Origin of the sequence: Anaeromyxobacter sp. Fw109-5 (assembly GCF_000017505.1) — a bacterium.
Lineage (GTDB): Bacteria > Myxococcota > Myxococcia > Myxococcales > Anaeromyxobacteraceae > Anaeromyxobacter.
In genome coordinates this window covers 2,895,223-2,908,498 of record NC_009675.1, presented here as the reverse complement: position 1 = coordinate 2,908,498, position 13,276 = coordinate 2,895,223, and the positions used below count along the sequence as shown (strand labels likewise).

10 protein-coding genes are annotated in these 13,276 nt (G+C 75.7%); 7 read left to right on the top strand and 3 right to left on the bottom strand.

Annotation, left to right across the window (positions count from 1 at the left end):
• Positions 1-33: 33 nt before the first annotated feature.
• The 7 genes from ANAE109_RS12835 to ANAE109_RS12805 all read left to right on the top strand — a co-directional run bounded on the left by ANAE109_RS12835 (position 34) and on the right by ANAE109_RS12805 (position 9,414).
• The gene (locus ANAE109_RS12835; RefSeq protein WP_012097301.1) at positions 34-2,463 is read left to right on the top strand and encodes an LPS-assembly protein LptD; all 2,430 of its coding nucleotides are present in this window, start codon (positions 34-36) and stop codon (positions 2,461-2,463) included.
• Positions 2,464-2,543: 80 nt separating this feature from the next.
• Positions 2,544-3,179 carry a TetR/AcrR family transcriptional regulator gene (locus ANAE109_RS12830; protein WP_012097300.1) on the top strand — a complete coding sequence of 212 codons (636 nt, stop codon included), beginning with the start codon at positions 2,544-2,546 and terminating at the stop codon, positions 3,177-3,179.
• A 218-nt stretch (positions 3,180-3,397) separates the two neighbouring features.
• Positions 3,398-4,984, top strand: coding sequence for a phosphoglycerate dehydrogenase (serA, locus tag ANAE109_RS12825; protein WP_012097299.1), 1,587 nt, complete (start codon positions 3,398-3,400; stop codon positions 4,982-4,984).
• Positions 4,985-5,090: 106 nt separating this feature from the next.
• Entirely contained in the window at positions 5,091-6,122 is a 1,032-nt protein-coding gene (hisZ, locus tag ANAE109_RS12820; protein WP_012097298.1) for an ATP phosphoribosyltransferase regulatory subunit, read from the top strand.
• A gap of 92 nt (positions 6,123-6,214) precedes the next feature.
• Complete coding sequence (locus ANAE109_RS12815; protein WP_012097297.1) at positions 6,215-7,510, top strand: adenylosuccinate synthase; 1,296 nt, start codon at positions 6,215-6,217, stop codon at positions 7,508-7,510.
• A 75-nt stretch (positions 7,511-7,585) separates the two neighbouring features.
• Positions 7,586-8,815 (top strand): tetratricopeptide repeat protein, encoded by a 1,230-nt coding sequence (locus ANAE109_RS23445; RefSeq protein ID WP_012097296.1) that lies wholly within the window; start codon positions 7,586-7,588, stop codon positions 8,813-8,815.
• A 179-nt stretch (positions 8,816-8,994) separates the two neighbouring features.
• The gene (locus ANAE109_RS12805; protein WP_012097295.1) at positions 8,995-9,414 is read left to right on the top strand and encodes a hypothetical protein; all 420 of its coding nucleotides are present in this window, start codon (positions 8,995-8,997) and stop codon (positions 9,412-9,414) included.
• A 168-nt stretch (positions 9,415-9,582) separates the two neighbouring features.
• Here the strand turns inward: ANAE109_RS12805 and ANAE109_RS12800 are convergent, their stop codons facing one another.
• The 3 genes from ANAE109_RS12800 to ANAE109_RS12790 form a co-directional block, all read right to left on the bottom strand.
• Entirely contained in the window at positions 9,583-10,362 is a 780-nt protein-coding gene (locus ANAE109_RS12800) for an FHA domain-containing protein (RefSeq protein ID WP_049768579.1), read from the bottom strand.
• Between the two features lie 155 nt (positions 10,363-10,517).
• On the bottom strand, positions 10,518-10,775 hold the full coding sequence (locus ANAE109_RS12795) for a hypothetical protein (RefSeq protein ID WP_041449147.1): 258 nt from the start codon (positions 10,773-10,775) through the stop codon (positions 10,518-10,520).
• Between the two features lie 8 nt (positions 10,776-10,783).
• Entirely contained in the window at positions 10,784-13,135 is a 2,352-nt protein-coding gene (locus ANAE109_RS12790) for a DNA internalization-related competence protein ComEC/Rec2 (RefSeq protein ID WP_012097292.1), read from the bottom strand.
• Positions 13,136-13,276 lie beyond the last annotated feature (141 nt).

Sequence of the window (13,276 nt, the reverse complement as noted above, 5' to 3'; positions counted from 1 at the left end):
GCCGGCGGCGCGCCGCGTAGAATCCCGCCCTCCGTGCGCCGCGCCGTCCTGCTCGCCACCATCGCGCTCGCCGCGCGTCTCGCCGCCGCCCAGGCGCCGGAGACCCGGGCTCGCCCGGATGCCGGCTTCGCCGGCGACGTCCGCGTCGAGGCCGGGACGGTGACCTACGACGCGGTCACCGGGGGCTACCTCGTCGAGGATGGCGCGGTGCTCCGCCGGGGCTCGGTCGTCCTGCGCGCGAGGACCGCACGCTACGACCCGGCCACCGGCGAGGTCGTCGCCACGGGTGGCGTGCTCCTCACGGATTCCACCCGAGCCGTCGCCGCGGACGGCGTCACCGCGGTGCTCGGCGGCCCCTTCGAGGCCGAGGACGTCGTCGCGTTCCTGAAGGACGGGCCGGTGGCGCTCGGAGAGGCCGAGTCGATCGAGGCGGCCCGCGACATCGGACGCAACCGGCTGTCCTTCTCCGGCACGAAGCTCCACGGGGATCCCGCGGGCCGGCTGAGGCTCTCCGGTGCCCGCCTCACGCTCTGTGATTGCGGGGCGGGCCGGGCGCCCTCCTGGGAGCTCCGCGCGCGGGGCGCCGACGTCATCCCGGGCAGGCGTGCCACGCTCTCCTGGCCCATCCTGTACGTCACGCCGCGCTTCCTCTTCGTCGATCGCCCGGTGCCGGTGCTCCCGCTCCCCTGGCTGTACCTCCCGCTCGGAGATCGGCAGACGGGGCTGCTGCTCCCGCAGATCGCGTCGAGCAGCGCGACCGGGTTCGCCGTCGAGCTGCCCGTCTTCGTCACCCTCGGGCGGAGCGCCGACCTCACGCTCCGGCCCGCGTACGCCCTCGGGCGTGGCCGGGAGGACGTCGCGAAGGGGAACCCCGCCGTGCGCGGCCCGATCCTCCGGCTCGAGGGCCGGTGGACGCCCGCGGCCGGTTCGCGCGGGCAAGCGGAGCTGACCTGGCTCGACGACCTCGACGCCGAGCCGGGGGGCGAGTCCGGCAACCGCTACGCGCTGTCGCTCTCGCACGCGGAGCGCTTCTCGGAGCGCACCTCGATCCGCGCCGACGTGGCGCTGTACGGCGACCCGTTCCTGCCGCGCGACTTCTCCACCGACGTCCTCGCGCGTGGCACCAGTTACCGGCGCTCGGATCTGATCGCTACCCACGCGCGAGAGGCGCTCGTGCTCGAGGGCGGCGCCTCCTATCTCCAGCCGCTCCTCGTCTCCTCGGACGACTACGGCCTCTTCGGCAGCGACTTCGGCTCGCTCCACCGGCTGCCGTGGGCGTCCGCCACGCTCCTCCCGGCGATGTTCGGTCCGCTCCGCGTCGACGGACGCGCAGGGCTCACGCGCTTCGGCTGGGCCGGCGATGCCCCCGGCGTCGCGGCCTACTGGCGTTCCGCCGCGTCTCGGGCGGACGCGCGGCTCGAGCTCGCCCTGCCGTTGATGCTGGGCTCCGCCGCCACGCTCGAGCCCTTCGCGCGCGGCGCCGCGGTGGGCTACGGGTTCGAGGGACCCGACGCGGATGACCCCGCCGCGAACGTGTGGGGGATCGCAGGCGCGCGGCTGGAGACCGCGGTGGGCCGGCGCTACGGTGAGGTCCACCACCGGGTGTCGCCGCGCATCGAGTGGCGGGTCGGGACCGACCGGTTCGGCGAGGCGGGGCTCGCGACGGCGTACGATGCGTACGATCGGACCGCCCCGAGCCCGGTCTACACGTGGCCGGTCCCCGGCGGCCCCCCCCTCCAGCTCGCCTGGCCGGTGCTCTCCGCCGCCCCGCCCGGCCGCTTCCACCAGCTCCGGGCCGCGGTGGACACCCGCCTTTCCGTACGCGGCGCGGACGCCCTCCGGCTGGAGCTCGGCCAGGATTTCGACCTGGAGGCCGGGCGCTTCGGCGAGACCTTCGCGAACGGGACCGTCCGGGCCGGGCCGTTCTCCCTCGACGCGACCGCGCGCTTCCTGGCCATCGACGGCCGGACCGAGCCCGTCCCGTTCACTGGAAGGCCGGCCCGAACGTCCTCCCCGCTCGACCGCCTCACCGAGCTCCGCGCCACGGCCTCGGTCGCGGACCGCCGCGGAGACGTTCTGCGGCTCGGGCTGCTGTCCATCGGTCGGGGCTCCTCCGGCGCGCTCGTCGCCGGGCTGGACCCGCTGTTCGATCTGCGCCCGGCCCCGATCGAGGCGGTGGCGCAGGGGAACGCGGGCATCACGGGGCGGATGGGAGGCGCGACGGCGACCTACGACGTGCTCTTCCCCGGCCGCCCGGAGGTCCGCCAGTGCCCGGGGGAGGCGCCCCGCGAGGTCGGTGCGCTGCACGTCCAGCAGCACGTCGCGTCGGTCGCCTGGGAGTCGCTCTGCCGCTGCTTCAGCGCCGCGGCGTTCGTGAGCGTGAACGACTGCGGGGACGTTTCGTACCGCGCGTCGCTCGATCTCTCCCGGTTGGGCTCGACGTTGACACGTGCGACCCGGTAGAGTCCGACGCCCCTGCCGGAGCACTTCGTCCGGCATTCGCGGGGGTTGCCGAACGTGAACGCCGACTGGAGAATCGACCGGTGAGCCGGGCCCGCACGCCACCTGCGAGGAACGTCGAAGGCACCGAGCCCGAGAAGCGGCGCGCCATCCTTCACGCGGCCGTCCGCGTGTTCGCGGAGAAGGGCTATCACGGCTGTCGCATCGCCGACGTCGCACGGTCTGCGGACGTCGCGTACGGCCTCGTGTACCACTACTTCCGGAACAAGGAAGAGCTGCTCGAGAGCGTGTTCGCCGAGCAGTGGACCATCCTCATCAACGCGATCCGCGCCATCGACGAGGGTCCCGGCACGGCGAGCGACAAGGTCGCGGCGATCTTCGGGTTCGTGTTCGACGTGTACAAGACGGCGCCCGCCGCCGTGCGCGTCCTCATCCTGGAGGTGACGCGGACGCCGCAGGGGCTGCGCGCGGGCTCCACCCGCGAGACGTTCGACCGGGCGGTCCACCTCGTCGCCGACGTGGTCCGCCAGGGGCAGCAGCGTGGCGAGTTCCGGTCCGATCTGGACCCGCTGATCGCGGCAGCGGGCCTCCTCGGCGCGCTCGAGCTGGCGATGACCGGAATGGTGATCGGCATCGTCCCCGCCGGGGACGAGTCCGCCGTCGACCGGACGCGCCGCGAGATCGTCGAGCTGGTCTGCGGCGGGCTGCGGCGCCGCTGAGCCGCCTGGAAGCGCCCTGCGAACCGCGGGCGGTTCGGCGACGCGCGCCCCGCGCGGAGCTTGGACCCGGCGGCCGCCCCGAACAGAATCCCTTCCCCTCGTGCCGCGCTGCGGCGTGGCGGGCGCTGCCCGGGCGGCCGGGCGGTGGGCTCATGACACTGACCGGGGCGCGGAGCCGCCGGCAACCCCGGCCCCACGGGGCAGGAGCGAGGGTGACGATGGTGGCGCGCGTACTCGTGTCGGACGACCTGTCGCCGGAGGCGGTGCGGATCCTCCAGGAGGCCGGGCTCGAGGTGGACGTGAAGGTCGGGCTGAAGCCCGACCAGCTCGAGCGGATCGTCGGCGACTACGACGGCCTCGCCGTCCGCAGCGCGACGAAGGTCACCGCTCAGCTGCTCGACAAGGCGGCGCGGCTGAAGGTGATCGGGCGCGCCGGGGTGGGGGTCGACAACGTCGACCTCGCCGCGGCCACGCGCCGTGGCGTCGTCGTGATGAACACGCCCGGCGGCTCGTCCATCACCGTGGCGGAGCTCGCGCTCTCCATGATCCTCGCGCTCTCCCGCCACGTCGCCGCGGCGACGGGGAGCGTCAAGGCGGGCAAGTGGGAGAAGAAGCGGTTCCAGGGACACGAGCTCGCCGGCAGGACGCTGGGGGTCGTCGGCATCGGGAACATCGGCTCGGTGCTGGTCGCGCGCGCCGTCGCGCTGGGGATGCGCGTCGTCGCCTTCGACCCGTTCATCTCCGCGGAGGCCGCCGCGAAGCTCGGCGCGAGCCTCGTGGATCTCGACACGCTCTGGCGCGAGGCCGACGTCGTCTCCATCCACGTGCCGCTCACGGACAAGACCCGCCACCTCGTGGACGCGACCGCCCTCGGCAAGATGAAGAAGGGCGCCCTCCTCGTGAACTGCGCCCGGGGCGGGATCGTGGACGAGCGCGCCCTCGCGGACGCGCTGCGCTCGGGGCAGCTCGGGGGCGCCGGGCTCGACGTGTTCGAGCAGGAGCCGCCGCCCGCGGACCACCCGCTGTACGGGCTCGAGAACGTCATCCTGACGCCGCACATCGGCGCCTCGACCGAGGAGGCGCAGTCGGCCGTCGCCGTGGCGGTCGCCGAGCAGCTCGCCGACTACCTCGTGCGCGGCGTCGTGCGCAACGCGGTGAACGCGCCGGGGCTGCCGCCGGAGGTGATGGAGCAGCTCGCGCCGTACCTGCCCCTCGCGCAGAAGCTCGGCGCGCTGGCGGCGCAGCTCGCGCCGCAGGGGCCGAGCGAGGTGACCATCGAGGTGGCCGGGGAGCTGGCGGCGGTGCCCATCCGCCCGCTCGCGGCGCGCACGCTCGTCGGGATGCTCGGGCCGGTCCTCGACACTCCGGTGAACGAGGTGAGCGCGCCGGCCATCGCCCGCGAGCGAGGCCTGGTGGTGCGCGAGGTCCGCTCCGCCGAGCTCCACGACTACGCGAGCCTCGTCACCGTGACCGTGCGCGGCGCGGTCGGCCAGGCGGAGGTCGCCGGGACCGTGTACGGGAAGCGCGAGGCGCGGGTGGTGCGCGTGAACGCGTTCCGCGTCGAGGCCGTCCCGGACGGGAACGTGCTCCTCTGCGAGAACGACGACGCGCCGGGGGTGGTGGGGAACCTCGGGACGACGCTCGCCGCGGCGGGCGTGAACATCGCGCAGATCTCGCTCTCGCGCCTGGAGGACCGCTCGGGCGCGTTCGCCTTCCTGAACGTCGACTCGCCGCCCTCGGCCGAGCTCCTGGAGAAGGTGCGCAAGCTGCCGCACGTCCGCTCCGCGCGGGCGATCGTCCTGTGAGGCGAGGCCACGGGCTTCGGGCTCCACGCTCAGGGAGCGTCGTGATCGCGAGGGCTCACCGTAGCCCGTAGCCTCGAGCCCGAAGCCCGGATAGAGTCGCCGCCCGATGCTCGATCTCTCGCTCCCGTCCGGCCTGCGCGATCTCCTCCCGGATCACTCCGCCCACCTCGCCGAGCTGTCCGCGAAGCTGCAGGAGGTGTTCTCGCAGTTCGGGTACCGGCGGCTGTTCCTGCCGACGCTCGAGCGGCTCGACGTCGTGGAGCGCGGCCTGTCGGCCGCGGCGCTCGCCGACGTGATGAAGTTCGTGGAGCCGGGCTCGGGCGAGGTCGTGGCGATCCGGCCCGACATCACCCCGCAGATCGCGCGCCTCTACGCGGCGCGCCCCGACGCCCTGCCGTCCCCGGCGCGGCTCTGCTACGACGGCCCGGTGCTGCGCGCCCGCGAGGCCCGGGCCGGCCGGCCGCGCGAGGTCTACCAGGCCGGCGTCGAGCTGCTGGGCGCGGGCGGCGCGTCGGCGGACGCCGAGGCGCTCGTCGTGCTGGCCCGGGCCCTGGAGCGCGTCGGGCTGGGCTCGGCGGTGGTCGAGGTCGGGCACGCGCGGTTCGCCCACGCCGTCATCGACGCGGCGGGTCTCGCCCCGAAGGCCCGCGGCGCCGCCTGGGACGCGCTCTCGCGCAAGGACGAGGGGGCGCTCGCCGCCCTCGCGCGGAGGGCGCGCGGCTCCGCCGGCGCCCGCGCCGCGCTCCCGGAGCTCGCGACGCTGTACGGCGACGGCGCCCTCGCGCGGGCCAGGGCGCTCGCCCGACAGGTGCCTGGCGCCGCCGCGGCCCTCGGCGAGGTCGAGGCGGCGCTGAGGCTCGCCCGCCGGCGCGGCGTGGAGGCGGTGTCGGTGGACCTCGGCGAGACCCGCGGGCTCGGGTACTACACCGGCGTGACCTTCGCCGGCTACGCGCCCGGCGCCGGCAGCGCCGTCGCCGCCGGCGGCCGCTACGACGAGCTGCTCGCGCGCTTCGGCCGGCCCGGCCCCGCCATCGGCTTCGCGGTCGACCTGGAGTTCGCCACCCAGGCGCTGGAGCGCGCGAACGGTCGGGCGAAGCGCCCCGCGCGCCCGCGCCGCAGCCCTCCGCGTCCGCGCTAGCGGATCTCGGTCCGCCCTGGTATCGTGCCGCACCTGCCGTGGCGCGGCGCCCTAGAGGTGCGCGCGCCGGAAGTCCACCAGGGAGCCTTCACATGCCGAACGTGGTCGTCGTCGGAGCCCAATGGGGCGACGAGGGCAAGGGAAAGATCGTCGATCTCCTCACGGAGCACGCGGACGTCGTGGTCCGCTTCCAGGGCGGCAACAACGCCGGCCATACGCTGGTGGTGAACGGCGAGAAGACCGTCCTCCACCTCATCCCCGCCGGGATCCTCCACCCCGGCAAGTCGTGCGTCATCGGGAACGGCGTCGTGTTCGATCCCGAGGTGTTCGTCATGGAGGTGGACCGGCTGAAGTCCCGCAACGCCCTCGCCGACGACTCCCAGCTCGTGGTGTCGCTCGACGCGCACGTGATCATGCCGTGGCACAAGGCGATCGACATCGCGCGCGAGCAGGCGATGGGGGCCGGCAAGATCGGCACCACCGGCCGCGGCATCGGGCCGACCTACGAGGACAAGGTCGCCCGGCGCGGCCTGCGCATCCGCGACCTCCTCGACGCCGCCCGCCTCGAGCGGAAGGTGAAGGAGCGCCTCCCGGCCGCGCGCGAGGAGCTGAGCCGCCTGGGCGCGACGCCCGAGCTCGACGAGGCGGCCATCGTGGCCCGGTACTCGGAGCTGGGACGCCGCGTGGCCCGCTACGCGGCCGACGTGTCCCTCTGGCTCCACCGCGCCCTCCAGAACGGCAAGCAGCTGCTGTTCGAGGGCGCGCAGGGGACGATGCTGGACGTCGACCACGGCACGTACCCGTTCGTCACGAGCTCCAACACCGTGGCGGGGAACGCGGTGGTCGGCTGCGGCCTCGGCCCCACCGCCGTCGACTACGTGCTCGGCATCTCGAAGGCGTACTCGACGCGGGTCGGCGGGGGGCCGTACCCCAGCGAGCTCAAGGACGAGACCGGCGAACGGCTCCGCAAGATCGGCGGCGAGTTCGGCGCGACCACCGGGCGGCCCCGCCGCACGGGCTGGCTGGACGCGCTGGCGCTGCGCTACGCGGCCCGCGTCAACGGCCTGCACGGCATCGCGATGACGAAGCTCGACGTGCTCGCCGGGTTCGAGACCGTGAAGATCGCGGTCGGCTATCGCGTCGACGGCAAGGTGCTCGACGAGATGCCCTCCGATCCCGAGCTGCTCGAGCGCGCCGAGGCGGTGTACGAGGAGCTCCCCGGCTGGACCGAGAAGCTCGAAGACCTCCGCAGCTGGGACGACCTGCCGCCTCGCGCGCGCGCCTATGTGAAGCGCGTCGAGCAGCTCGTGGGCGTCCCCGTGGTCGGGCTCTCGGTGGGCGCGGATCGCGGGCAGACGATCCTGCTCGAGAACCCGTTCCGCGCGTAGCGCTCGTCCAGCGGGGATGTGCGACAGCCGCGCCGCCTTCGCCGGGGCGCGGCGTCGAAGTATCATGCGCGCCTGATGCGCGCCCTCGCCCTCGCCGTCGCCCTCCACGCTTCCCCCGCGCTCGCGCAGGCGGCGCAGCCGGATGCCGCTGCCGCGCCGGCGGCCCCGGCCGCGAGCGGAGCTCCCGAGGCCGCTCACCCCGAGCGTAGCGGCTCCGCGACAGCGGAGACGCGGAGTCGAGGGGCCGCGACCGCGACCGCGACCCCTGCCGGATCTCCTGAGGCCGCTCATCCCGAGCGTAGCGACTCCGCGACAGCGGAGGCGCGGAGTCGAGGGACGAGCCCGACCGCGACCCCGGCCGGATCTCCTGAGGCCGGTCCCTCCGCCGCTGTCGCGGAGAAGCTCGCGCAAGGGGATCGCGCCTTCGGGGCCGGAGACTTCCGCGGCGCGCTCTTCGCGTACCAGGACGCGGTCTACCTCCAGCCCGGCTACGCGTTCGCACGCGTGAAGCTCGGTCGCGCCTACCTCGCGCTCCGCTACCCCGCGCAGGCCATCGCCCAGGCGGAGCTCGTGCTCGCCGCGGATCCTGCCGACGAGGAGGCGCGCCGCCTGAGCGACGACGCGCGGGCGCCGAGGTCCGTCGCGACGGGGCCCGCCGTTCCGCCCGTGCCCTCGGCTCCGTCCCCGGGCGTCGCGCCGCCCTCTCCAGGTGCCGCGGCTCCCGCTGGGGCCGCGGCCGCGGCGGCGCCGTCCATCCCGGCCGGCGCGACGGTGGTCGTGGTCATGCCCGCGGGCTCCGCGCCCGCCCTCGCGCTCCCCAGCGCCGCGGCGGCTCCGGCCCCCTCCACGTCCGCGAGCCCTCAGCCGCGCATGTACCGGCTGCCGCCGGAAGGAGCCGGGGCCCCCGCACCCGCGGCGAGCGCGCCGGGCGCGCTGCCGTCCGCCGGCCAGAGATACCGGAGCGCGCTCGACCTGGTGGCCCGCCGCGATTACGCCGGGGCGATCGCGCTGCTGAACGAGGCGATCGCGCTGGAGCCGCGACTCGCGGTCGCCTACACGGCGCGCGCGAGCGCCCGGTTCGGGCTCGGCCGTTTCCGCGAGGCCGCCGACGACTACAAGGCGGCGCTCGGCCTCGACCCCGCGCTCGCCACGCCGCTGTACGGCCTCGGCGAGTGCTACAGGCTCCTGGGCGATCCCCTCGCCGCCGAGCTGTACGCACGGTACGCGGCGAGCCGCGCCTCCGACGTGCGCGAGGATCTCCGGGTCATCGCGCGCGATCGTGCGGAGGACCTCTCGCGCCGCTGAGCACGGCCCGCGAGACGGCCGCTCGTTCGTGCCACGCCTCGCGTGGTTCCCCCGACGCACCGGTTGTGCGGCGGGGGGGCGCGGGCGCGGCCGAGCGCGGGGACGCCACCCGAGGTCCGCCCCTTTCGTCCCGCGCCGGCCGTCTGGCCCGCCTCCCTCCGCGGCCGTAGACTTGGCGCATGGACGCGGCGCGGATCTACAAGACGCGCCTGGCGCTGAGGATCGCGGTGGCCACGGCCGGCGCGTTCTGGCTCGTCGTGCTCCTGGTGCTCCTCGGCGCTCCCGGGGCCGAGCCGCGCGCGGTGCTCGGCGCGTCCCTGTTCGTCGCCTTCTTCGCCGTGTTCACCGTCGTGTACGGCCGCACGTCGATCACCGTGACGGACGAAGGGATCGTCGCGGCCACCCCCTTCAGCCGGCGTCCCGTGCGGTGGGACGAGATCCGCCACATCGTGGTGCAGGACGGGCTCGGTGGCAGGGTGTACGCCGTCTTCACGCGCCGCGGGCGGGTCCAGTTCACGAGCCTGTTCGCTCGGCACGGCGAGCTCTTCGAGCTGCTGCTGGAGCGCGCCGATCTGTCTCCGCAGCGGTCCCCGCGCTGAGAGAGGGCGTCCAGAACGCCGGTCCCGTCGCCGCGGCGAACGATCCGCGTCGCCTCGCTGCGTTGCTCCTCCCTTACATGGCCTACGGCCATGCTCGGTCGTCGCGCCTTGCGCTGCTCGCGTCTCGCCTGGCTCGGTCCCCGGCATTCTGAACGACCCTGTGACCGCTCACGAGGCGAGGGCGAGCGCCGCGGCGCACAAGCCGAGGAGCGCCGCGGCTGCGGCGTGGTTGAGCGAGGCGATCGCCGTGGACGGATCGTCCCCGGGGTCGGCGAGCGAAGGCGCGGGCTCCCGCGCCGAAGCGTCCACGAGGGTGAGGATCGTCTCGCCGACGGCGATCTCGTCGCCGTCGCGGAGCGGCCAGGGGCGGCGCTCGACCGCGACCCCGTTCACCCGCAGACCGTTCTTGGACCCGAGGTCCTCCACCGAGGCCCCGCCCGCCTCGAGGCGGAGCCGCGCGTGACGGCGCGACGCCAGCGGATCGGCGAGCCGGATGGTGGCCGATCGTCCTCGGCCGAGGACCTGGTCCGCGACGAGCGGGTACCGCGTCCCAGCGCTCGTGCCCGTGAGCACGAGGAGGTGCGGTCCGGCGACGGGCGCCTCCGGGCTCGCCGCCGCGTCCCGGAGGAGCGCGGCCGCGGCGAGGCAGGTGCGTTCCGCCACCGAGGCTGGTGCGAGGCGGATACGGCTCCCGCCGACCTCGACTCCCTCCCCGGGGCGCAGGAGCCTCCGCGCGCCCGGGAGCAGCGGGCGCCCCGCGGCCCGGACGCCGATGGCGCGCGCCTCGGCGATCACTCCCGCTGCGCAGGGCTGCAGCCGGACGGCCGCGGCGGGAGCGCCAGGGAGGGGGAGGAGATCGGCCCGCGAGCCCCCCGCCGTCACCGCGGAGAGGAGCTCGCGCTCCTCGGTCTCGACGCCCGCCCGCTCGAGGAGGATCGCGTGTCGCACGCGCGGCGGCGATCCAGGAGCCGTGCCATGACGACCGCGACGCGAACCGTCTGATTCCGGGAGGTTGCGGCGCCAGAGCCGACCGAGCCGTCCGCCGCGCGGCCGCCGGGGGCGGCGGCCCGCCCCCCCCCGCCCGGCCAAGCCCCATCGACGCGTCAGGAGTCCGAGCCCACGTGCCAGCGGCTCTCGGCCTGAGAGCGCTCCGAGGGATCGCCCTCGAACTTGAGGTAGCCGTTGAGCTCGAGGGTATCGACGAGCGCCTCGGCCTCGAACTCGCTGATGCCGAGCTCGTGGACCAGCACGTCGCGGAAGTAGCTCCGGCCGCGGAGGTATCCCACGGGGGGCTCGGTGGGGGGGATATGGCGGCGGATCTTCTCCGTGATCTCGGCCAGGTCGAGGTCCTCGATGCGCACGAGCAACCCTAGGGGCGCTCGCGGAGGATCGCCAGGGGGTCGAGGGTGGCCGAAGCGGGCACGCGCCGGACCTGGCGTCCATCCGAGAGCAGGCGGATCGCCCCTTCGTCGGTCCGGAGCACCGTCGCGCCAGCCGACTGCCATCGCGTGACCGCCTCGGCATGGGGGAAGCCGAAGCGGTTGTCGCGGCCCACGCTCACGATCGCCAGGCCGGGATGCACCGCGCGGGTGAACGCCTCGCTCGAGGAGGTCCGGCTGCCGTGATGCGGCACCTTCACCACGTCGGCGTCGAGCCCGCCGCGAGCGACCGCCGCCGCCTCGCCGGGCGCCTCGACGTCACCGGTGAACAGGAGCGCCGTGTCGCCGTAGGAGACGCGCAGCACGAGCGACGCGTCGTTCTCGCCGAGGCCGTCGCGGACCCCGCCGAGCGCGTCGAAGCGTACGCCTGCCCGCGCCCAGCCGTCCCCCGGCGCGAGCGCGATCGGTGAGAGGGGGGCGAGCACGCGGGCGGCCTCGCCCTCGCCCGGCGCTCCGTTCGAGAACACGACGTCGATGGGGAACGCCTCGGCCACCGCGGCGAGGCCGAGCACGTGGTCGGGGTGCGCGTGGGACAGGAACGCCGCCGCGAGACGGCGCACGCCGAGATCGCGGAGGAGCGGAACGACGTCGCGCGCCCCCGGGTCGGCGCCGCCGTCTGGGGCGCCGCCGGCGTCGACGAGCACCGCGCTTCCGTCGGGGAGGCGGAGCAGCGCGGCGTCGCCCTGGCCCACGGAGATGAACAGGATCTCGAGCCCCCCGCGCGCCGAGGCCGCGGTCGCGCGGAGGTGGGCGGGCGCGACGAGGCAAGCGGCGGCCGCCGCCCACGCGAGGCGCCGCAGGCCGCGGCGCGCGCGCGTGGCGAGGACGGCCGCGACGTAGAAGCCGGCCACGCCGGCGAGGCCGGGCGTGCCGACGCCGATCGTCGCCAGGCGGGGCGCCGCCGCCGCGTCCGACACGGCGAGCAGGGCGCTCGCGAGCGGGCGCGCCGCGACGAGCAGGGCAGCCCCGAGCGCAGGCGCGGCGGCGGCCGCGACCGCGGCGAGGGTGGCCGCGATCGTCAGGGCCGAGCCGATGGGCACGGCGGCGACGTTGGCGAGCAGGCCGAGCGTGGGGAGCTGCCGGAAATGGAACGCGAGGACCGGCGCCGCCGCGAGCGAGGCGGCGCCGCTCGCGCAAGCCCCGGCGACGAGCGGCTCCAGGATGCGCGCGCGCCAGCTGCGGGGCGGAGGCCGGGCGAGCGGAAGGGCGCGGCGGATCGGCCCCGCCCACGCGACGAGGCCGCCCACCGCCGCGAACGAGAGCTGGAGCGAGACGTCGAGGGCGCCGCCGGGATCCGCGGCGAGCAGGACCAGCGCGGCCAGGGCGAGCGTGTTGGCGGCGTCGGGCTCGCGATCGAGCGCGGTCCCCGCCAGCACGACGGCGGCCGCGACGGCCGCGCGCAGCACGGGCGGACCCGCCCCGGTCGCGACGGCGTAGACGAGGGTGGCCGGGACGGCGACGGCGGCGGCCACCCGGCGCGGATCGGCCCGGGAGGCCAGCGCGTCCACGCGGAGGAGGAGGGCCCGCAGGAACCGCTCGAGGCCGAAGGCCACGAGCACGAGGTGCATCCCGGAGACGGCGAGGACGTGCGCGAGGCCGCTGCGCGCGAAGGACGCGCTGGTCTCCGGATCCAGGCCGCCGCGGTCGCCCGCGCCGATCGCGCGCACGACGCCGGCCTCGCGCGCGGGGAGGGCGCGCGCGGCCTCGGCCAGCCGCTCGCGGCCGCGCTCGAGCCAGCTCGGGGCCCGCGCAGGCCGCATCCGGACGGCTGGGGTAGTGGCGAGCGCCTGGTGCGCGATGCCGCTCGCCGCGAGCCGGGCGCGCACGTCGCGTCCGCCGGGGTTCCGCGCGCCCGGCGGCTGCCGGAGCGTCGCGCGGAGGAGGACCTCGTCGCCGAGGCCGAGCGGCCACGGGGCGCGCGGCGCGAGCACCTCCACCGCGCCGCCAGCCGCGCTCCGTAGGCGAAAGCGGACGCGATCGCCCAGCGGGTCGGGCACCGAGGCGATCCGGCCCGCCAGCGCCGCGCCTGCGGGCTCGAGGGGCGGGCGAGCCAGCGGCGGCGAGACGTCGCCGCGGAGGCGCCGCTCCTTCGCGGCGGCGAGCGACCGCTCGGTGGCCCACCATCCGGTCACGGCAAAGGCCGCCGGGGCGAGCGGCGGGGATGCGCCCAGCAGCAGGCCCGCGGCGGCCACCCCGCGCGGGAGGCGGACGCCGTGCAGGCCGAGCGCGATCCCTGCGACGAGCGCCAGCGCAGGCGCGACGAAGGGGCGCGGGACGCTCACGCGAGCCTCTGCGGATGCGGTCGGCCCGAGCGGAGAACAAAAAGGATTTCCGTAGTGTTATTGAGCAGAACGGGAGGCTGTGATAGTCTCCCGCGATCAAGCTCCCGCCCCGGCTTCGACCGCCCCGGTCGGCCGGGGAGC